The organism is Vibrio antiquarius (assembly GCF_000024825.1).
Taxonomy (GTDB): domain Bacteria; phylum Pseudomonadota; class Gammaproteobacteria; order Enterobacterales; family Vibrionaceae; genus Vibrio; species Vibrio diabolicus.
In genome coordinates this window covers 22,054-44,070 of sequence record NC_013456.1, presented here as the reverse complement: position 1 = coordinate 44,070, position 22,017 = coordinate 22,054, and the positions used below count along the sequence as shown (strand labels likewise).

The 22,017-nt window shown below is 45.8% G+C and carries 16 protein-coding genes; 9 read left to right on the top strand and 7 right to left on the bottom strand.

Annotation, left to right across the window (positions count from 1 at the left end; genetic code table 11):
- Window positions 1-92: 92 nt before the first annotated feature.
- Entirely contained in the window at window positions 93-1,973 is a 1,881-nt protein-coding gene (locus VEA_RS00190; RefSeq protein WP_005392251.1) for a sensor domain-containing diguanylate cyclase, read from the top strand.
- 64 nt (window positions 1,974-2,037) lie between these two features.
- Here VEA_RS00190 and VEA_RS00185 read toward each other — a convergent pair whose 3' ends face one another.
- Together VEA_RS00185 and pykF are read right to left on the bottom strand one after the other, a co-directional pair.
- Window positions 2,038-2,682 carry a GntR family transcriptional regulator gene (locus VEA_RS00185; RefSeq protein WP_005392249.1) on the bottom strand — a complete coding sequence of 215 codons (645 nt, stop codon included), beginning with the start codon at window positions 2,680-2,682 and terminating at the stop codon, window positions 2,038-2,040.
- A 199-nt stretch (window positions 2,683-2,881) separates the two neighbouring features.
- Entirely contained in the window at window positions 2,882-4,294 is a 1,413-nt protein-coding gene (pykF, locus tag VEA_RS00180) for a pyruvate kinase PykF (RefSeq protein WP_005392243.1), read from the bottom strand.
- Between the two features lie 433 nt (window positions 4,295-4,727).
- Here pykF and VEA_RS00175 point away from each other — a divergent pair, with 433 nt between their 5' ends.
- From VEA_RS00175 to VEA_RS00155, 5 genes are all read left to right on the top strand, one after another.
- The gene (locus VEA_RS00175) at window positions 4,728-5,489 is read left to right on the top strand and encodes a DeoR/GlpR family DNA-binding transcription regulator (protein WP_005392240.1); all 762 of its coding nucleotides are present in this window, start codon (window positions 4,728-4,730) and stop codon (window positions 5,487-5,489) included.
- 114 nt (window positions 5,490-5,603) lie between these two features.
- On the top strand, window positions 5,604-7,436 hold the full coding sequence (glmS, locus tag VEA_RS00170) for a glutamine--fructose-6-phosphate transaminase (isomerizing) (RefSeq protein WP_005392238.1): 1,833 nt from the start codon (window positions 5,604-5,606) through the stop codon (window positions 7,434-7,436).
- A 204-nt stretch (window positions 7,437-7,640) separates the two neighbouring features.
- Window positions 7,641-8,018 carry a DUF3316 domain-containing protein gene (locus VEA_RS00165; RefSeq protein ID WP_005496993.1) on the top strand — a complete coding sequence of 126 codons (378 nt, stop codon included), beginning with the start codon at window positions 7,641-7,643 and terminating at the stop codon, window positions 8,016-8,018.
- Between the two features lie 102 nt (window positions 8,019-8,120).
- Window positions 8,121-8,813, top strand: a complete 693-nt coding sequence (locus tag VEA_RS00160) for a heavy metal response regulator transcription factor (RefSeq protein WP_005392236.1) — start codon at window positions 8,121-8,123, stop codon at window positions 8,811-8,813.
- Window positions 8,806-10,191, top strand: coding sequence for a heavy metal sensor histidine kinase (locus VEA_RS00155; RefSeq protein WP_006742743.1), 1,386 nt, complete (start codon window positions 8,806-8,808; stop codon window positions 10,189-10,191). Before VEA_RS00160 ends, VEA_RS00155 begins: the two co-directional genes overlap by 8 nt.
- Window positions 10,192-10,245: 54 nt before the next feature.
- Here the strand turns inward: VEA_RS00155 and VEA_RS00150 are convergent, their stop codons facing one another.
- The gene (locus tag VEA_RS00150; RefSeq protein WP_006742744.1) at window positions 10,246-11,328 is read right to left on the bottom strand and encodes a glycerol dehydrogenase; all 1,083 of its coding nucleotides are present in this window, start codon (window positions 11,326-11,328) and stop codon (window positions 10,246-10,248) included.
- A 353-nt stretch (window positions 11,329-11,681) separates the two neighbouring features.
- Between VEA_RS00150 and dhaK the strand changes: the two genes are divergently transcribed.
- From dhaK to ptsP, 3 genes are read left to right on the top strand one after another with little or no spacing between them, the layout of a single operon-like run.
- Window positions 11,682-12,740, top strand: coding sequence for a dihydroxyacetone kinase subunit DhaK (gene dhaK / locus VEA_RS00145; RefSeq protein WP_005392233.1), 1,059 nt, complete (start codon window positions 11,682-11,684; stop codon window positions 12,738-12,740).
- 15 nt (window positions 12,741-12,755) lie between these two features.
- Window positions 12,756-13,391 (top strand): dihydroxyacetone kinase subunit DhaL, encoded by a 636-nt coding sequence (gene dhaL / locus VEA_RS00140; RefSeq protein ID WP_005379705.1) that lies wholly within the window; start codon window positions 12,756-12,758, stop codon window positions 13,389-13,391.
- Window position 13,392: 1 nt separating this feature from the next.
- Entirely contained in the window at window positions 13,393-15,792 is a 2,400-nt protein-coding gene (ptsP, locus tag VEA_RS00135) for a phosphoenolpyruvate--protein phosphotransferase (protein WP_006742745.1), read from the top strand.
- Between the two features lie 80 nt (window positions 15,793-15,872).
- Here the strand turns inward: ptsP and dhaR are convergent, their stop codons facing one another.
- The 4 genes from dhaR to VEA_RS00115 all read right to left on the bottom strand — a co-directional run bounded on the left by dhaR (window position 15,873) and on the right by VEA_RS00115 (window position 21,748).
- Window positions 15,873-17,798, bottom strand: coding sequence for a dihydroxyacetone kinase operon transcriptional regulator DhaR (gene dhaR, locus VEA_RS00130; RefSeq protein WP_006742746.1), 1,926 nt, complete (start codon window positions 17,796-17,798; stop codon window positions 15,873-15,875).
- A 148-nt stretch (window positions 17,799-17,946) separates the two neighbouring features.
- Window positions 17,947-18,477: an MltR family transcriptional regulator gene (locus tag VEA_RS00125; protein WP_012841150.1), complete on the bottom strand. Its 531-nt coding sequence runs from the start codon at window positions 18,475-18,477 to the stop codon at window positions 17,947-17,949.
- A 57-nt stretch (window positions 18,478-18,534) separates the two neighbouring features.
- Window positions 18,535-19,683 carry a mannitol-1-phosphate 5-dehydrogenase gene (locus tag VEA_RS00120; RefSeq protein WP_012841149.1) on the bottom strand — a complete coding sequence of 383 codons (1,149 nt, stop codon included), beginning with the start codon at window positions 19,681-19,683 and terminating at the stop codon, window positions 18,535-18,537.
- A 112-nt stretch (window positions 19,684-19,795) separates the two neighbouring features.
- Window positions 19,796-21,748, bottom strand: coding sequence for a PTS mannitol transporter subunit IICBA (locus VEA_RS00115; RefSeq protein ID WP_006742749.1), 1,953 nt, complete (start codon window positions 21,746-21,748; stop codon window positions 19,796-19,798).
- Window positions 21,749-22,017: the final 269 nt, after the last annotated feature.

The window sequence follows — 22,017 nt, the reverse complement described above, 5'->3', positions numbered from 1 at the left end:
GAAAAGCCACTTAATCTAAGTGGCTTTTTGTTTAGAAAATAACAATTAATGATATAATTGTCGTTTTAGTAAGCATTATAGGCAGTAGACGCGTGAAAATACCTAAGCGAGTCGGCACATTGTTGGCGACAGCACTATTTTTTAGTGCGCTCACTGCAGTTTACTATTATCAGAAATATCTGACGTTATTAGAGAGTAACGTTGAGAATACCGCTCAAGAAGCATTACACCAACTGGCTTATACTGGTCGCGAATACAACAATATTCAGGATCAAATTGAGACGATCAGCGATCTTCTCGGTCACAGCCAAAGTCTTTACGACTATCTACGTCAGCCGAACCGAGTCAACCTTTCTATCTTAGAAGATATGTGGATCTCGGTTGCGATCAACCAAAAGCTATATAAACAAATTCGTTTTCTTGATATTACCGGTCAGGAAAAAGCACGGATTAATTACGATTTCAAAACGGGTATCGCTGCACCCGCCCTCAAATTACATGACAAGTCAGAGCGGGATTATTTTCATTACGCGCAAGGTTTAGGTAATGATGAAATTGCGTCGTGGGGGATTGAGCTGGAGCGGGAAAATGGTGAGCTTGTTTACCCTTATAGCCCTTCATTGCGTATTCTGATGCCGATTTCTCTCAATGGGAAACGCGAAGGGTATCTTGTTCTTAATGTTGATATTGAGTATTTATCTTCTCGACTCAACTACTCACCGGTGCGGGATTTTCATATTGAGTTAATTAAAAGTGATGGCTTTTATATCGCTAGTCCTAAGTCATCACGCTTGTACGGCAATATTATCCCAGCTCGTTCTCAATTTAATTTTGGCCGGATGTACCCCAACATTTGGCGCACGATGATCTCAGAAGTTTCGGGCTATGAGTACAACGGCTCGAATTTGATTGCGTATAGCACGATCCAATTTGTTTCTAGTGAACCACTTCATCTGGTTATTGATCTTACCAATGAGCAATTATTATCTCGATCTCAGCGAGATATTGATGACTTAATCCAAGAAGCGTTTTTTGTATTAAGTTTGGTGTTTGGTTTTACTTTACCAACGACCGCGCTAGCCCTGCACTATCGACGTCATAGTATGGAATCTAAGTTAGCTCGGGCTGCACTTGATGGCATGACTGCGGTGATGATCTCAGATGCGTCGCACCGAATCATTATGGTGAACCAAGAATTTGAAAACATGATGGGCTATTCCACCAAGCATACTCAAGGCTGGAATGCGCATAATCTAATTTTCTTACCGGAAGATCTCGAGTCGACCCTCAATATTTGGAATAAGCTTGCGAACGAGCACGTTTGGGAAGGTGAGGTTCGTTGTCGAACCAAGTTTAATCACGTATTTACCGCCATTATGCGCATTCAGGCAAACTTAACCAAGTCAGGTAAAGTAAGCTATTACATCACGTCGCTGGTGGATATATCCGAGCAAAAAGAGCTGGAAGAAAAGCTACGCAACCTCAGTGAAAAAGATGGTTTGACGGGCTTGTGGAACCGCCGAAAATTTGAAGAGCAATTAGCGCAATATGCCGGGATTATTGAGCGTTATCCTGACAGTCCCCCAGCGTGTTTGGCGTTGTTTGATATTGACCACTTTAAGCGCATTAACGATGAACTTGGGCACGATGAAGGGGACAAAGTGATTTGCAGTGTCGCTGAGACTCTTCTTAAAGAGGTGCGCAGTACTGACTTTGTGTCTCGTGTCGGTGGTGAGGAATTTGCGGTGATCATGCCGCATACCACACTCGAAGAAGCAGAAGTTGTATTGAACCGGTTACGTGTGGCGGTTCAACTGCGCAGTGATAGAGCGATTACCGTTAGCGCCGGGTATAGTGATTTAACCTCCGATCGCACGCGTACTTATAAATGTGCTGATATTGCCTTGTATGAATCCAAAAGTGCAGGGCGTAACTGCGTATCGCTATGCCATAGTTTCGATGATATTGCTTAGCTCTTTTTCAAAAACAAAAAATCGGGGATAGACCCCGATTTTTATGCTTATTTTAGCCTCAGCGTTATTCGCTAGCCAGTATGCGATATTGGTTGTCGATGGCTGCTTCGATACACTGCATTGACTGTCTCAAATAACGCTCTAGATAACCTAAAGCATCCTGGCTCTTTTTATCTAACGACGTCTTCATCAGCATTTCTTGTTCATCGATATTACAGTGCCCTGGGTTTCCAGTACCTAACATTTGCATAGCAAAATATTGGTAACGCTTAATTTGCGTGAGTAGATCGCGGAAAAAACCAAACATATTGGCAGAGCCAGCGCCTTCAAACAGCGCAGTAAGAAACTGATTATGGCGTTCTTCCCATTCCTTCCAGCAAAAGCTTTCGCCAGATTTAGAGCGGGATAACTTGTGATAAGCGGTTAGGACGTCCAGTTCCCAATTTTCATCGCCAATCACAATTGCTTTATTTAGTAGGCATGCAGAGACCATTTGTAGGCTCTCGTACAAGTCATTCAACTCATCTTTACATACAGGTGCAACCCAGCAGCCTTTTTGCGGCTCGAGTTTGACGTATTTGCTCCACGATAACTGCACCAAAGCTTCGCGAATGGGTGACGCTCCTACGTTGTACTTCTCTTTGAGTTCCGCAACCACGAGTTTTTGACCCGGTTTAAGCACGCCATCGAGAATATCCTGACGGATCATTTTTGATACTTTGTCGGTAAGAGTGGGACTGGACACATACACCTCATAGAAATTTTAATCGTGACGACAAAATTAAACAGTACGCAATTCTGCGCATGGTGAATGATACAGTTAGGCTATTATTAGAGCAAGAAAGCCATATAAAAAAAGAGGGCATAAGCCCTCTTTATCAATCAACTGAAGTATGAAAAGTTCAGTCTTATAGTACGTGTACAGAAGCTGTGTTCGTAGTACCTGAAGCGACTAGAGCACCAGAAACCATCACTACGATGTCGCCTTTGTTACCTAGACCAGACTCTAGAGCAAGCTCTTTACCTGCTACGTAGAATGCGTCAGTGCTTTCGATAGAATCAACAACAACTGGCGTCACACCTTTAGTTAGAACAAGTTGTGCTGCTGTTTTCTTGTTTGTTGTTAGTGCTAGGATGTTTGCAGTTGGGAAGTATTTACGTACTGAACGTGCAGATTTACCACCTTCAGTTGCAACAACGATAAGTGGAGCAGCTAGTTTCTCAGCTGTGTCTACTGCGCCTTTACATACTGCTTCAGTGATGCGTAGACGTGGGCTGTCTAGACGAGAACCTAGCTCAGCTTTTAGCGCTGAATCAGTACGGTTCGCGATTTGAGCCATGATAGTTACCGCTTCAACTGGGTACTTACCTTTAGCAGTTTCACCAGAAAGCATTACTGCGTCAGTACCGTCCATTACCGCGTTAGCAACGTCGCCTGCTTCCGCACGAGTAGGACGTGGGTTGTTGATCATAGAATCAAGCATTTGAGTTGCAGTGATAACCATCTTACGTGCACGGTTACACTTCTCGATCATCATTTTCTGAGCGAAGATTACTTCTTCAGCTGGGATTTCAACACCTAGGTCACCACGAGCAACCATGATGCCGTCAGAAAGCTCTAGGATCTCGTCGAAGTTATCAACACCTTCTTGGTTTTCGATCTTAGAGATGATGTGGATGTTCTCGCCGCCGTTTGCCGCTAGAACTTCACGGATTTCTTGAACGTCAGAAGCTTTACGGATGAAAGAAGCAGCTACGAAGTCAACGCCTTGCTCACAACCGAATTTAAGGTCGTTCTTATCTTTTTCAGATAGAGCAGGTAGGTTTACAGAAACGCCAGGAAGGTTCACACCTTTGTTCTCGCCTAGTGCACCGTTGTTAAGTACTTTACATTTAACTTCTGTTTCAGTCTTAGAGATAACTTCCATCTCGATTAGACCGTCGTCGACTAGGATAGTGTTACCTACGTTTAGGTCTGCTGCGAAACCTGCGTAAGTTACTGCAACTTTATCTTTGTTACCTACAACTGAAGTGTCAGTTGTGAAAGTGAATTCTTGACCAGCTACTAGATCAACGTCGTTACCGCCTTCTAGCTTAATAGTGCGGATTTCTGGACCTTTAGTATCTAGAAGAATTGCTAGTGGTTTGCCAGTAGCTTCCATTACTTTACGGAAGTTCGCGATACGAGTGCCGTGTTCTTCGTAGTCACCGTGAGAGAAGTTAAGACGCATTACGTTCATGCCTGCGTTCACTAGCTCAGTTAGCTTCTCTACAGATTCAGTTTTAGGGCCAATCGTACATACGATTTTGGTCTTTTTCATGGAAGATACTCTCCGGTAAGTATAGTTACAATTTGAAAGTCGGTTGTTTACTCTGAAGTTAGGGCGTTATTGATGACATTTAGTGCCTGTCACCCACCGATTTTTCGCCTCATTATCAGTACTTCAGATTCTGAAAGTCTTTCACCAAGTTTAGTCATTTTATGACTAAAAGATCGGCGATTTTGGTTACCTTTTTGTGACTAATCCCACTTTATATGCAGAAAGTTGCAAAAAAATAGCCTTCAATTCTGTAATTTTTTTTCTTTTCGGTGGCGAATTCTACCACTGAATGAATCCAATATCACTGTTTAAGAATTGTCTTAGGACAAGGTTTTATCGAGAAATATTAATTTTTTGGATCGAAATAAATGGACTTGAAAGTTTCGGTTTGACTATAATAAGTTTCAAATCGAAACTTAAATTCAAAACGTAAATGTCGAAACGAAACACTCAACTAAGAAGACACGCCATTTCTAACTTGGTTTCTGAGCTAGGAGAAGTCAGCGTTGACGAACTCGCTCAGAAATTCGAAACCTCAGAGGTCACGATTAGAAAGGATTTAGCTTCTTTAGAGAAAAATGGCCAACTTCTACGCCGCTACGGCGGTGCGATTGCTATCCCAACCGAAGTCATTCACGAAGAATTGAGCGCTAATGTTTCGACTCGAAAGCTAAACTTGGCAAAAGCAGCGGCATCACTGATTCGAGACCATAATCGCATCGTGATCGACAGTGGCAGTACGACGGCTGCGTTGATTCAACAGTTGAATGACAAACGTGGCTTAGTTGTCATGACCAACTCGTTGCATGTTGCTAACGCCCTTAATGAATTAGAGAGCGAACCAACACTGCTGATGACTGGTGGGACTTGGGATACGCACTCAGAATCTTTTCAAGGCAAAGTAGCCGAATCTGTATTACGAGCTTACGATTTTGACCAGCTATTTATCGGTGCGGATGGCATCGATCTCGAACGCGGCACCACAACATTTAATGAATTGGTTGGTTTGAGTAAGGTGATGGCGGAAGTGTCGCGCGAAGTGATCGTCATGATCGAATCGGAAAAAATCGGTCGTAAGATCCCGAATTTAGAGCTCGCTTGGCATCAAATTGATGTGCTAGTGACGGATGCTGATATTCAGCAAGAACACAAAATACAGATTGAACAACATGGCGTGAAAGTTATTTGTGCCTAACCTAATAATGTAATCAGTTTCATATTTCACTTCCCTCTGAATACAGGCCTTTGCTTGCTGCCTCTATCTGAAACATGGCTAGGGAAGAACAAAACTACAAACGGAGATAAACACATGTGTGGAATCGTAGGTGCAGTAGCACAACGAGATGTTGCAGAAATTTTGGTTGAAGGTCTACGCCGCTTAGAGTACCGCGGTTACGACTCTGCTGGCGTTGCTGTTGTTGATGGCGAGTCAAACCTAACGCGCGTTCGTCGCTTGGGTAAAGTGCAAGAACTGGCTGATGCAGTAGAAGAAGCAAAAGTGATCGGCGGAACGGGTATTGCACACACTCGCTGGGCGACGCACGGTGAACCATCTGAAGTTAATGCACACCCACATATGTCTGGCGATATTGCTGTTGTACATAACGGTATTATCGAAAACCACGAAGAGCTTCGTGAATTGCTTCAATCTCGTGGTTACGTGTTTGAATCTCAAACGGATACAGAAGTTATCGCACACATGGTTGAGTGGGAACTTCGCACTTCAGAAACGCTACTAGAAGCAGTACAAAAAACAGCAAAACAACTTGAAGGCGCATACGGCACGGTAGCGTTGGATCGCAAAGATCCTTCACGCATCGTAGTTGCACGTTCAGGCAGCCCGATCGTAATTGGTTTTGGTGTGGGTGAAAACTTCCTGGCTTCTGACCAACTTGCGCTACTGAATGTAACGCGCCGTTTCATGTACCTAGAAGAAGGTGATGTGGCAGAAATCACTCGCCGTGAAGTTACTGTCTTTGACGCAACGGGCGAGCTGGTTGAGCGTGAAATCGTAGAATCTAACGCAGAACATGATGCTGGCGATAAAGGCCAATACCGCCACTTCATGCAAAAAGAAATCTATGAGCAACCTAAAGCGTTGATCAACACAATGGAAGGCCGTATCACGGCAGACTCCGTTGTAACTGATGCGATCGGTGTGCATGCGGCTGACATTCTAAGCAAAGTAGAACACGTACAAATCGTTGCGTGTGGTACGTCTTACAACGCAGGTATGACAGCGCGTTACTGGTTTGAAGACATTGCTGGCGTGAGCTGTGATGTAGAAATTGCGTCTGAATTCCGTTACCGCAAGTTTGTGACTCGTCCAAACAGCCTATTGATCACGTTGTCTCAGTCTGGTGAAACCGCCGATACGCTAGCAGCACTTCGTCTTGCGAAAGAAAAAGGTTACATGGCGGCGATGACCATTTGTAACGTAGCAGGTTCTTCTTTGGTTCGTGAATCAGATTTTGCGTTCATGACTCGCGCTGGTGTTGAAATCGGTGTCGCTTCAACCAAAGCGTTCACGACTCAGCTTTCTGCACTATTGATGCTGGTAACGGCACTAGGTAAAGAGCAAGGTCGCGTCAGCAAAGAGAAAGAAAAAGAGATTGTTGAAGCGCTGCACGCACTTCCTAAGCAAATCAACGCGGCACTCTCTTTCGAGAAAGACATTGAAGCACTAGCGACGGATTTCGCAGACAAGCACCACACACTGTTCCTAGGTCGTGGTGAATTCTACCCAATCGCTATGGAAGCGTCTCTAAAATTGAAAGAGATCTCTTACATCCACGCAGAAGCGTACGCGGCGGGTGAACTGAAACATGGCCCTCTAGCTCTGATTGACGCTGACATGCCTGTTGTTGTGGTTGCACCAAGCAACGACCTACTTGAAAAGCTAAAATCAAACGTTGAAGAAGTGCGTGCACGTGGCGGCCTTCTATACGTATTCGCAGATGCAGACGCAGGCTTCGAAGGTGATGAAACAATGAAGATCATCACGATGCCTCACGTTAGTGAAATCACGGCGGCGATCTACTACACCATCCCAATGCAGTTGCTGTCTTACTACGTAGCACTGATCAAAGGTACGGACGTAGACCAACCACGTAACCTAGCGAAAGCGGTAACGGTTGAGTAATTACGCTTAACAGCAAAAATCCTAAGCGGCACATGCGAGAGTATGTGTCGTTTTTTTTGTTTTGTTCTAAGCGTGATGGAGCGCTCAAGCGCTTTCGCCAGTAAGTTGCTTTCATGACAAAAATGTCATTTTGTTGAAAGGGTGGTGTCAGAGGCGGTGTTCAATAATGACCTCATTGAAAACAAGCACTCAAAGGTTAACAACATGAACGCAATCAAAACTGCTCTTTTTGTAACGGTAATGGCAATGACTAGCGCATCTGCATTCGCTCAACCACTTTTCACTGGTGGCAACTACGTGAGCCGCGAAGAGATGAAAACCATCTCAGTTACCCCGACAGCAACGTCAGATGAGGCTTATCAACAGGCTCTGTCTGAACTCAATTCACTTAAAACCATGACGGCTCGTGAACTGAATAAAGAGCTCAATATCCTGACGTTTAATGTGAAGTCTCGTAGTACGCATTTAAAAGATGGTGGCTTCGTGACCGTGCAAGAACGCATGAATGAAGATGGTCAGTTGGAATATTTGGGTAAAGTGAATGTCAAAGTGCATTATGCCGAACGCGATAACAATCGATAATGGTTTACCAATGGGAAAGAGTATGGTGTGGTTCACATCATGCTCTTTTTCGAGCTTTATACTGGGTTCTCATCCTCCCGCTAACACACTAGGTAAGTGAACTTGAAAATATTGATCGTCGAAGATGAGCACAAAGCCGGAGAATATCTGCAAAAAGGTTTGATTGAATCTGGGTATGTGGTGGATTTAGTACATGATGGGGTCGATGGGCTGTATCACGCTACCAGTGAAGAATATGACTTAATCCTCCTCGACATTATGTTGCCTAAACTCGATGGTTGGCAGGTGCTTAATACATTGCGCAGTAGTGGGATTCACACCCCAGTGATCATGCTGACAGCGAAGGAGCAAGTGGAAGATCGCGTGCGCGGTTTTGAGCTGGGTGCCAATGACTATGTCGTAAAACCTTACGCGTTTGCGGAGCTACTGGCGCGTATTCAAAACGTATTTCGTCATCATATTTCCGCGCAAGTGGTCGCATCGCCGCAAACATTACGTGTGGCAGATTTAGAACTTGATATGATCAAACGCGTTGCCACGCGCGCGGGGCAGTCGATGTCGCTTACCGCCAAAGAATATGCCCTGCTTGAGTTGTTGATGCGCAAAACTGGCCAAGTGCTTTCACGTACCACTATTGCGTCGTTAGTGTGGGATATGAACTTTGACAGCGATACCAATGTGATTGATGTGGCGGTCAAACGTCTGCGTAGCAAAGTGGACAAACCGTTCGATAAACCACTGATTCACACTGTCAGAGGGATGGGCTACAAACTCGAAGAGAGTTGTGATGCCTAAGTTTTCGCTCCCTTTTTCCATGAAAAATAAGCTCGTGCTGATGTTTGTTAGCATGACGTTCGTGACCTATTTTTCTTTGGCTTTCATCCTACAGTACGCCATTGAGCGCCACTTTTATTCGCAAGATTTCAGCTATATTTCCAGTAAGTTCAATGCCATTGAGAAAGCGTTAAAACGCTCGCCAGAGGATGTGTTCAAGCAAGCGAATAACAGCACGCTCTACATGTGGGTGTTTGAAGGCAAGCAGAACGTGTATCAGAATTCGAGCCTGACGATTCCTCAGAACCGAGCCTACAGCATTAGCTCGCCTCAGGTTTTAAATCACGAGCGTGCCATCGAATGGAGTGAGGACTCGCTGAATATTCGCGCGTTTGCGTTTCAAGCTGGGGAGTATCAGGTGGTGCTCGGCATGAGTATCAACCACCATATTTTGTTTTTGGATAAACTCGACTGGATTTTGTTTTGGGCGCTCGGTTTGGCGTTTGTGATTTCTTCCGCGTTGAGCGGTTGGATGGTAAAACGTGGGTTGAAGCCGATTGTGGGATTGAATCAGCACATTCAACAGATATCACCAGAGCAAATGGGCATTCGTCTCGACCCCGATTCGTTGCCAATAGAACTGCGCGAGTTAGCCAACAAACACAACGCGATGCTCGATAGGTTGCAAACTGGTTTTCGCCGCTTGAGCGAGTTTTCTTCTGATATAGCACATGAGTTAAAAACGCCACTCACCAACATTACTACGCAAAATCAGGTCATTTTAGGTGCGTGTCGAACGCCTGAAGAGTATCAGGATGCGATTGCCTCAACGTTGGAAGAACTCAACCGCATCACGAAAACCATCAACGATTTGCTCTACATTGCCAAGGCTGAAAACAAGCTCATTCATCGCCATGACGAAGTGTTTGCGGTGCAGGAGGAAATCGACCGTTTGGTCGCGTATTTTGAAATATTGGCCGAAGATGCCGATGTGCAAATCGTGAGCTCAGGCGACGGTCAGCTCTATATGGACAAAAACATGTTTGAGCGTGCAGTGGGCAATTTGCTCTCCAACGCGATTCGTCATGCGTATGCTGATTCAACCATTGTGATTGACGTTCAAGAGGTTGATGAACAGGTTACGATATCGGTCAGCAACCAAGGTGACACCATTGCCGAGCAAAACTTACCGTACCTTTTCGACCGGTTTTATCGCGCAGATAAATCTCGCCAACATGTAGGTAGCGTAGGTGCAGGGCTAGGTTTGTCGATTACCCAATCTATCGTGCAAGCGTATGAAGGACAGATAAAAGTAACATCAGATAAAGACAAGACGCGGTTTGTTATGATGTTGCCATCGGCAGGTGTCAATGGAAGTGATAAGTCAGTTGAAGCATAAAAGGCAAACCTTGGCTTGCCTTTTGAGACTCAAACTCGTTTGAAGTTATTTGGGTTATTGGCCCAGTTGATGAGCGGTTAGAATAGCAGAGTAGACATTTTCTGCCGTCACTGGGAATGGCATATTGTGGATGGTTTCTCCCTCGGCCGTTGAAGCTTCGGCGACCTCGCGCAATTTATCGTGATTAAGCTCTTTAACGCCCATATCAAACAAGTTGGTTGGTAGACCTACCGATCGGCAGAAGGCGAGAACCGTATTAATCTCTTCCATCGCTGCGTTTTCTAGCACCAGTTGAACAAGTGTGCCGAACGCGACTTTCTCACCATGATAGAGATGATGACACTCTTCGAGCTTGGTTAGGCCGTTATGAATAGCGTGAGCACCCGCTAGACCACTGCTTTCAAAACCGATACCGCTAAGGTATGTATTGGCTTCAATAATGTTTTCTACCGCTTTGGTGCTCACACCATTTTCTACCGCAGCTTTTGCTTTTACACCATCTTCAAGCAAGGTTTCATAGCAAAGTTTTGCAAGAGCTTGCGCTGAACGTGTCGCTAAACCACCGGCCATTGTTGCCTTACCAGAGGTCATGTTGGCACGAGCTTCAAAGTAGGTGGAGAGCGCATCGCCCATCCCCGATACCAGTAGGCGAACTGGGGCTTTTGCGATGACAGACGTATCCATGATGACCATGTCTGGGTTTTTAGGGATCATCAAGTATTCCGCAAATTCACCTTCTGGTGTGTATATCACCGCAAGAGCAGAGGTTGGCGCATCAGTCGAGGCAATTGTAGGAACCACCACGACAGGAATTTTGGTGTAAAACGCAACGGCCTTTGCTGTATCTAACGTTTTACCGCCACCAATACCGACAATGACATCATGTTTTTGAGTCGCACAAATGTCCGTGATGCGTTCGATCTCAACGCGCGAACATTCGCCACCAAAAATGTTCATAGTGAGTGGAAGCTTTTCGTCAGCAAAGCTTTGTTTGACGTCATCACCAACCAGGTTAGTCACGAACTCATCGGCAATGACTAACGGACGTTCACCCAATGTTTTCACATAGTGAGCGATAGATGTAAGTACTTGTTCACCTTGGACGTATTTGCTTGGGCTGATAATAATTTTGTCCATAATTCAAACCTTTAACCTTTTTTATGTGTGTTTTTGACTGCAATGAAAATCCATTGTAGCGATAAGGTTTATATTAGGTTTGGTGTGGTAAGTGGTGAAGGATATCTCTGGTTTTGTTCCATGCTTTTATGACCTCTGTGTCAAACCGACTGTCAGAAGTAATAAGCATCAGCATGCTTTATGGCGATGATCACTATTCAAGCGAATTCGTCGTTTTTCGTTTCATATTGAAACGAAAATACCAAAGTCGTTGTTTCAATATGAAACGGATTGATTTTTGTTGAGCACGTTTTTTCTCTGTTTAAGATGAATTCATACCCTACATAAAAATATAAATGGAATGAGATAGAACGATGAAAAAGTTAATTAACCAAGTCGATGATGTTGTATTGCAGCAAATGGAGGGCCTGGCATTGTCCCGCCCTGAGCTAAAAGCTAACTACGAACCTCGTTACATGTGGCATGAGGAAACGCCGGGGCAAGTGGCACTGGTTTCTGGTGGTGGCTGTGGTCATGAACCTTTGCACGCAGGCTTTATTGGTAAAGGTATGCTGACAGGCGCCTGCCCAGGAGAGGTATTTACTTCACCAACGCCAGATCAAATGTACGAATGTGGCAACCAAGTGAATACTGGTGAAGGCGTGTTATTTATCATTAAAAACTACACCGGAGACGTGTTGAACTTTGAAACGGCTGTGGAGCTGCTTCATACCGATGGCATCAAAGTTGGGTCGGTGTTGGTGGATGACGATGTTGCAGTCAAAGACAGCCTGTATACCGCTGGTCGCCGTGGCGTCGCTGGAACGGTATTGGTTGAGAAGTTAGTTGGTGCTGCCGCGAACAAAGGTTATTCGCTGGAGCAATGTGAAGCACTGGCTCGTCGCGTTAATAATCACTGTCGCTCATTTGGCGTGGCGCTTAATGCTTGTGTTGTGCCAGCGGCGGGTAAACCATCTTTTGTTCTGGAAGATGATGAAGTGGAGTTTGGTGTTGGTATCCATGGTGAACCAGGTATCAAGCGAGTGAAGTACACCGACGTCGATACGTTAGTGGATGAAATGTTTGCTGAAGTTGCTGAAAACACACCTTATCAGCGCACTTTGCGTATTTGGAATCGTGACGAAGGTGAATGGGATGAAGTGGAATCCAGCATTGAGCCTTTCGCCTCTGAACACGACTACATTGTGATGGTGAATGGTATGGGTGGTACGCCAACTTCAGAGCTTTACGGAGTGTATCGCCGTCTTGCTCATAACTGCGAGCAAGCGGGGTTCCGTATCGTGCGTAATATGGTTGGTAACTTCTGTACATCACTCGATATGGAAGGCGTTTCAATTACGTTGCTGAAAGCAGATAAAGAGATGTTGGAGCTGTTTGATGCTCCTGTCGATACGGCCGCGATCAAGTGGTAACAGGGGGGAGCAAACATGCAAATTGAAAAACAACATATCGTTCACTGGTTAGAGCTATGTGCAAAAACGTATCAAGAGAATCAAGATTTTCTGACCGACCTTGATCGTGATATTGGTGACGCAGACCATGGTCTCAATATGAACCGAGGCTTTAAAAAAGTCGCGGAAAAACTGCCGCAATTTGCGGACCAAAATATCGGCAGCATTCTCAAGAATACGGGCATGACCTTGCTTTCTAGTGTCGGTGGGGCAAGTGGCCCGCTTTATGGCACGCTGTTTATTCGCACGGCTGCCGCTGTTGGAACTCGAGAGCAATTAACGTTTGAAGAGTTAGTGGATGCACTAAAAAGCGGTGTGGATGGCGTGGTGTCTCGTGGTAAAGCGGAACTGGGTGATAAAACCATGTGTGATGTTTGGTTACCCGTTTTAGTTAGCGTGAAGGCGTCGTTAGAAAATGGCATGAGCGCTGACCATTTATTGAATGAAATGGTTGAGCTAGCAGAAACGAACGCGGTTGCCACGATTGAAATGTTGGCGAAAAAAGGGCGAGCAAGCTATTTAGGTGAACGCAGTATTGGTCACCAAGACCCCGGCGCAACCTCTTCTTTGTTAATGATTAAAGCACTACAGCAGGCAATAGCAGGTAATTAAGATGGTGGGAATTGTAGTTGTATCTCATAGTCGTCGCCTTGCTGAAGGGGTGGCCGAACTTGCCACCCAAATGACGCAAGGCAAAGCCAAGCTTGCGATTGCTGCGGGGATTGATGACCCAGAGAACCCGATCGGAACCGATGCCATTGCTGTGATGGAAGCGATTGAGCAGGCACATGATCAACAAGGGGTTGTTGTGTTGATGGATCTTGGCAGCGCCCTGCTTAGCACGGAAATGGCTCTGGATCTGATTGATGATCATGTGAGGGAAAATGTCACCCTTATCTCGGCCCCCATTGTTGAAGGGACCATGGCGGCGTCGGTGGCTGCTGCCGCCGGACTACCTTTATCGACGGTAGTCGAAGAGGCACAGAATGCGTTAAGCGTAAAACGAGAGCACCTTGGCGATCAGCCACTAACATCCGCTGAGATAGCGCCAGTATTAGAGAACTTTGAACACGAGCGGACATTTGATTGGGTAGTGCAAAATCCGCATGGATTACATGCTCGTCCCGCAGCGGCCATTGTTGGTGCACTCGCGCCTTTTGACTGCCAATTATGGTTGAAAAAAGGCGAGCGCCGTGTGAACGCTAAAAGCTTAAACAGCATTGCGAAACTTGGCGTTCGTAGTCAAGAGACGATCACCTTATGCGCACTTGGACCTCAATCCAGTGAAGCAATCAAGGCATTTGAAGCCTTAGCTAGTGAGCACTTCGGAGAAAAAGAGACGGTTGAGCAAGGCATTGTCGAACCTGAAGAGAGCACGGATACTCTGCTCGATGATATGGCCTCAAGTCAGATTGAAGGTGCTGTTGTTGGTATTCGAGTCAATGACGGTATCGCAACTGCTCCAGCTGTCCTTTTTACTCATGAAATGCCAGCTGTGCCTGAACGTGATTTCCAAAGTGAACAAGATGAAATTGAACGGGTTAAGCGTGCGATAGGCGTGGTTGTTCAACATTTGCAGGAGCAAGCGAAGCAGCCGAAAGGGGAAATATTTTCTGCTCATAGCATGATGCTCAGTGACCCAGAATTATGGGCATCGGTCGAGTCGCGAATTCAAACGGGCATGATAGCCGAGCAAGCTTGGATAGAATCACTGCAAACGTTAGCCGAAGAGTTTCGCCAGGCAGAAAGTCAGTACATGCGGGAACGCGAAGCAGATGTGCATGATATAGCACGCCAAGTTATGGTCGAAATGACAGGCGTAACGCCTAATGCCATCGACATTCAGGAACCGAGTATTTTGTTGGCCCGCGACCTGATGCCTTCTGATGTGGCCGGGCTTGATAAATCGAAAGTGCTTGGTATCTGTTTGAGTGAGGGAGGGAAAACCTCTCACAGTGCGATTCTTGCTCGTGCGATGGGGATTCCTGCCATCGTTAAAGCTCAGGGCTGCCTTGATGCTGTGCGTGCTGGTCAAGTGGTGACTATTGATGGCTTCCGAGGACATTTATGGTTCTCTCCTTCGGATTCCGTACAGCAGGAATTAGAAGCGCAACAAATAGAGTGGCAAAGCACCCGACAAAGTGCACTAGCGAGTGCTCAGCAAGCCGCAGTCACCTGTGATGGCGTCCATATTCCAGTATTCGCCAATATTGGCGGACCGAAAGATATTGATGATGCACTAACATCAGGCGCTGAGGGCGTTGGTCTATTTCGGACTGAGTTTCTATTTCAAAACAGTGATGAGTTGCCAACTGAGGAAGCGCAATATCAAGTCTATCGTGATATTGCCGCCGCACTTGGTGATAAGCCACTTACGATTAGAAGTTTAGATGTTGGCGGTGACAAGCCTTTAGCCGCTTATCCTATGCCATCGGAAGATAATCCATTTTTAGGTTTGAGAGGGGTGCGGTTGTGCCTTCAACATGAGTCATTGTTTACCGCCCAACTTCGAGCCATTCTGAGAGCCTTTTACGAGCAACCGAATATTCAATTGATGATACCGATGGTGGCTCAGGTTGAAGAAGTGAGAAAAGTAAAAGCGCTGTTGGCGCATCAAGCAAACCAACTCGGCTTGGATGCGACTCATTTGCCTGTCGGTATTATGATTGAGGTACCCGCCGCGGTATTAAATGCTGATGCGTTAGCACAAGAAGTCGACTTTTTCTCTATTGGCACCAATGATTTGACTCAATATGTTATGGCTGCCGATCGAGGCAACGCCGCCGTTGCCGAATTGGTGAACTACTTTGAACCATCGGTACTAAAAGCCATTGAACTCACGTGTGCAGCAGGCGATCGCGCGGGCATACCGGTCAGTATGTGTGGTGAGATGGCTGGCGATCCAAATGCTACAGAAACATTGCTTCGCGTGGGGTTACGAAAATTCAGCGCCAGTTCTAGTATGCTACCGGGACTAAAAGCGCAGATTCGTCAGTTGTCTGTTGATGTTTAATCGATACCTTATCGTTAGTACATGTGTACCGGCGTGCTTACGCCGGTTTTACTTTTGTTATAGGAACGCCACTTCTTGGCTTAATACAGCTTCATTTGCTCCTGCAGCCCAAACTTATTAATTTTTCTCCATAAGGTCGTGCGGCCAATTTGCAATGCTTTCGCCATATCATGCATTTTGCCATCACACTGATTCCAAGCCTGAACGATAGCTCTTCTCTCGGCTTCTTCTAACGTGATTACTGGCGTATTTTCTGCGGTATGGCGAGAATTCAGTTTAATGTCTTCAGGAATATCGTTCAGCTTGATTAAGTTGGAACTGCGGTTCAGCAAAATTCGCTCAGTTCGGTTTCTTAATTCGGAGTTATTGCCTGACCAACGAAAATTCATCAACGCTTCCAGTGCGACTGGCTCTATCGAGATAGTCACATTGTGGCGGCGTTCATAATGGCTGATAAGCTGCTGGACGAGAAATTCAATGTCTTCTTTACGCTTTCGTAGTGGTGGAATATGCAGCTCGTTCGAGGAGATTTCATAATAAAGTTGCCGACCAAATGAGCGCTGAGTGACATACTCGCTGATCTCTGAAGCGGTGCTCGTAATAAGTTGAAAGTCTACGGGGATTAATCGCAAACTGTCGCTGCGGCTGACGAGCCCAGTTTTTAACAACTTAAGTAGCACGGCTTGTAAATCGGGCGACAGATATTCCACCTTTTCCAAAAAGAGCGTACCGCCATGGGCGAGTTCAAACTTAGAGGGCATGCCTTGTCCCTCGTCGTATCCCAGGGTTTCTTTGACCAGTTGCTCTGTATTGATGGAGCGGCAGTTGAGCGTAATGAACGGCCCTTCTTTGTAGGTGCTTTCGTTATGAATCGCCATGGCGAGAGTGGCTTTTCCTACACCTTCTTCACCTGTAATTAGAATCGGTGATTTGGACTTTATGGCCCGTTTTGCCACGGTAATGACATGCTTCATTTTTCGTGAAATAACAGGCAAAGTACTGAACGTATAGCGCGCACTGCCACCTATTTGTTGTTGAGCAAGTTCGCGAATTTTATCGATAGGGTGCAAAAACAATAAGTGCGTTCCGTCGTTGAGTGGACGCAAGGTAATGATCGCTTCAACAAACTCGCCACGAACCTCTACCGTTGTGAGTTTTCGGTTGATGCTTGCACCCGACTCAATACTATTGAGGACATTTGGCGGGAAGCGTAAAACAGAAAAGACTTCTTTATCCAAGACCTGACTGGCTTCAATGTTTAACAAGCGCTCTGATTGATGATTTACCATGGTGATACGGCTTTCTTCATCCCAGGCCAGAAGGCCGTCATCCATGCACTCTAACGTTGCGTTGTGCGCACAAGTGAGGCGGTTCATATTTTCTTGTTCCGACTGAATATGGATTTGCAAACTGACTTCTTTCGCGCTCGACGCGATGATGACTAAGTCTTCTTTCTTATAGCTTTCCGCTTTTTTGAAAAGGCATGTTGTACCGCGTAATTTGCCAAATTGGTCGAAAACAGGCGCCGCTACAGAGGCATAAGAGTGTAAGTGGCGATTGAAATGTTCTGCAGCAAAAACTTCACATGGGATGTGAGTGTTGATACAGAGATTGACTGCATTTGTGCCAATTTTCCCTTCAGACAGAAAGCAGCCTTGTTTAATACCGAGTGCTTGCATCTCTTGTCGCATAGAGTCGTGCCCGACGGTGGAGAGAATACAGCCGTTGCCATCAGTCACCATCAATAGCAGGTCTTCGTCTCCTAGCATGTCGTAAGTGTCTTCAAGTACGGTAGTGGCGCATTCGATGAGGTGCTCGTTGCGTTTCATCAGAGATGAGAAGGTAAATCCAGAGGCAATATGTGGCTTTGACCAGGTGTAAGGACTGCATCGCTTTATGCAACGCTCCCACGACTCAAGTACGGGAGTGCGGGAAAATTCTGGAGATACCCAATGGTGTTTCTGGAAAAACGCCCATTTGGTTTTAGTGTCTTCGATTGAAAGCATGCCATACCGTTTCAATGCCAGCGATAGATTGGTCTGATATTACAGAGACATACGAATATGGACTGTGATGGCTTTCACGCACGTCATACAGAAAGGATACGCAAAGAAAAGAGGCTAGTAGAGAAGGCGTTCCTTGCCGGAGGTTGGGTTAAAAAGGGCTGTCTTTGCCCAGTTCGTTACAGATCTCGACAATGGCGAGCGAGAGACCTGATTTTATTATTTGTTGCTGGCGTTGAAGTTGGAGTTGATAAAACTCAAGGTCGATGTCGTCATCAGGTTCGTTGACTTCTAATTGCACCATGCCCATTTTCTTTACCAGATGCAGCTTTTTGATTGGCTCTAGAATATTTGGATCAGTGAACTCGTAGTCGGATGCATCGCTATTGAGTCGGTTTTTAAGCTTAATGATGTCTTCAATATCATGATAAATATCGTCTGGGAGGACGCCTAAGCCAAATAGGAGTTTCAAACGAACGGAGAGATCGCCCAGCGGTCCGGAGTCTTGCAGTAGGGGACCAACAACCGATTGCACGGCGAAGTTATCTTTACGAAAGATCCTTTGTATTAGCCCGTCGATGGAATCGTTGAACACATCGACTGCTGCAATAAAAAAGCCTCGTACCGATGGCGCGCTGTTTAATCGTTCAATGATCTCGGTTTCGTTGATGTTATCTGCCATATACTGAGTAACTGTTTAAAATTATATTTATGGGGAGCAGAGCTCCCCTTGATTCGATTAAAGCTGGTGGTAAATCGCTTCTATTTGAGCCACTTCAACACTGTCTTCAGCCAGGCCAGTGTACGTTGCTAGCGTTTTCTTCACGCCCACGGCTTTTAATGAGGTTTGTAGTTCCACCGCTTGTGGGTCGGTGTCGTTAGTGTACTTCAAGGCAGCGGCAATGCCTTTCAAAAGTGTTTTATTTTCAGTGCCATACTCGATTGTACCGAGTAATGGCTTCACTAATCTATCATTTGCACCCAATTTACGAATTGGTTGTCGTCCAACGCGATCCACTTCATCCACTAAATATGGGTTGGCAAAGCGACCTAAAATCTTTTCGATGTAGGCATTGTGCATTTCACGGTCGAAGCCGTAACGACGAATCAATACTTCGCCACTTTCCTGCATTGCTTGTTTTACTTCAGCATGAATGCTTGGGTCTTCAATTGCTTCACGAATGGTACGGTGCCCTTTCAAACAACCTAAATAAGCGGTAATGCAGTGACCTGTGTTTAGGGTGAACAGCTTACGTTCGACAAAGGCCATTAGGTTGTTGGTCTTTTCCATGCCTGAGATGTCAGGGATTTCGCCCTTGAATTGCTGTTCATCCACAATCCATTCGCTGAAGCTTTCAACAGTCACTTCCAATGGGTCATCGTTGGCGGCTTCTGCTGGTGGCACGATGCGATCGACTGCTGAATCAACAAAGCCAACCAACTCGTCTGCCTTTGTGTGCAGCGATTCATCCAGATGTTTGTATACTTCGCCTTTTAGGTGTGTGGTACCACGCACCATATTTTCACAGGCGATGATGTTAAGTGGCGCGTCATTACCAGCTTCAAAACGTTTGGCGATACCTTTCGCGATGGTTTTCGCGATGATATCTAATACGTTTGGACCGACCGCTGTGGTAACCAAATCGGTTTTGACGATGCGATCAATCACGTCATCACTGGCTGAGTTTACCGCTGTGACGTGGGTAACAGTGTCGATTTGGCACTCGGTGCCCACGACTTTCACTTTGTATTCTTGTTTGTGGCTGAGCTGGTCTACCAACGGCGCATCAACGTCAGCGAAAGTGACCTCGACTTCTGCGTCTGCTAAGAGTTTACCGATGAAACCACGACCGATGTTACCTGCACCAAAATGAACTGCGTTTTTCATAATTCTTACCTACCAATATCTGAAAATGTTGACTTACGAAACTAGGGTGAGGCCAACCGCATAGGGGGTGACAGCTGACCTCATTTGCCTCAGGAGCAAATTAAAGGAGTAATTAAGCCGCTTGTTGACCGCCAAGGATGTTAAGAATTTCTTCTACATCGTTGGTGCTGGTTAGCTTCTCAATTGCTTCCGGCTCATCGAGCGCGTTCGTTATGGTGGTGATTACCTGGATGTGCTCATCGTTCTTAGCGGCAATGCCGATAACCAGTTTCGCGACATCGTCGTCATCTTCAGTAAATTGGATACCCGATGGGTATTGGCAGATTACAATGCCAGTTTTCTTCACGCGGTCTTTCGCTTCTACGGTGCCATGAGGAACCGCGATAGACTCGCCAAGGTAAGTTGGAACCAACGCTTCACGCTCAAACATCGCGTCTACGTATTCTGGTTCTGCGTAGCCAAGTTCAACCAATTTGTTGCCTGCAAAGCGAATGGCTTCTTCTTTGTTGGCTGCTTTCAAACCTAGGTGAATGTTCTCACGCTGGATTTGGAATACCGATGGCTGCTGTGGCTCAAAGCAGTCGTCGTTCGCCGCCATGACTGACACTTTCACCATTTGGTCGTCATTGGCTGCGGATTGGTTTTGTGCTGCTAGTAGTTTGGTGACTAGCTGGTTGTACATTTCACTGTCTAGGAAGTTAGTCAATGAAATGTGGTGTGCGTTTGGAGCATGCTTACGTGCACGATCCGTTAAGTCTTTATGAGTAATCACGATATCTGCACTCTCTGGTAAGCTGTTAATGGCAAGGTTGGTTACGTGGATGTTCAGACCTGCGTCTTGAACCTTTTTGCGTAGCATGCTCGCGCCCATTGCACTCGAGCCCATGCCCGCATCACAAGCGACAATGATGCTTTGTACTGTCGCTAGGTCTACGTCACCTTTGCTTTGGCTGTTTACCACCGCATCGTTTTTAGATGCAGATTTCATGTCTTTCATTTGTGATGTTGCTTTCTCTAGTGCTGCTTCATCACCGTCTTCTTCTGTTGACGTTTGAGTCTTCATTAGCAGTGCTGCTACGGCGAATGACACGCCTGTTGCTGCTGCGATAGACGCTAGAACACCAACGATTGAACCTTTCTGAGTCATCAACAAGATTGCGAAGATTGAGCCTGGTGATGCTGGAGAAACGATACCTGCGTTAAACATAGTTAGAACGAATACGCCCGTCATACCACCTGCGATAGCCGCAAGGATTAGGCGAGGGTTCATTAGGATGTAAGGGAAGTAAATCTCGTGGATACCGCCGAAGAAGTGGATGATGGATGCACCACCTGCCGTTTGACGAGCCGTACCTTTACCAAACACCATGTAAGCCAGCAAGATACCTAAGCCAGGACCTGGGTTCGCCTCGATCAAGAAGAAGATCGATTGACCAGTTTCAGACGCTTGCTGAATGCCCAGTGGAGAGAAGATGCCGTGGTTGATCGCGTTGTTTAGGAACAGGATCTTCGCTGGCTCAACAAAAATAGAAGTCAGTGGCAGAAGGTGCGCTGAAACAAGGAAGTTTACGCCTGCTGCCAATGCGCCTGAAAGCACTTTGACAAATGGACCGATAAGGAAGAAAGCCAAAATGGCGCACAGCATACCAATGATGCCCGCAGAGAAGTTGTTCACCAACATCTCGAAGCCGCTTTTTACTTTACCGTCGATGTAGTTATCGAATTTTTTGATAGCCCAGCCACCCATTGGGCCAACCATCATTGCGCCCATAAACATTGGGATGTCGGTACCGACGATCACGCCCATGGTTGTGATTGCACCAACGACCGCGCCGCGATCGCCGCCCACTAACTTACCACCGGTGTAACCGATAAGTAGTGGCAGCAAGTAAGTGATCATAGGACCAACCATGGAAGCTAACGTCTCATTTGGTAGCCATCCGGTTGGGATAAATAGAGCAGTGATAAAGCCCCACGCGATAAACGCGCCGATGTTAGGCATTACCATGTTTGACAGAAAACGACCAAAATTTTGTATCTTGATCTTGGCATCTGGTGATATCATAACAATTCCCCGTTCGATGTTCTGATGAATATGTTGTCGTAAACGGTTCGCCAAAACCGCTTGTTTGATTGCTTAGTACCCAATCAATTTACCACACATTTTCCAATTGGAACTGACGACGGGTTTTTCGTGATCAACCCCCGCATTTCTTCGGATGAAAAGCATTTTTTAAGTGATGATGATCAATTAATTGACATGTAACTTAATAACAAAAAATGACTTTCAAATCTGTCAATAAAAATATTAGTGATCAATTCGATCTTCTGACA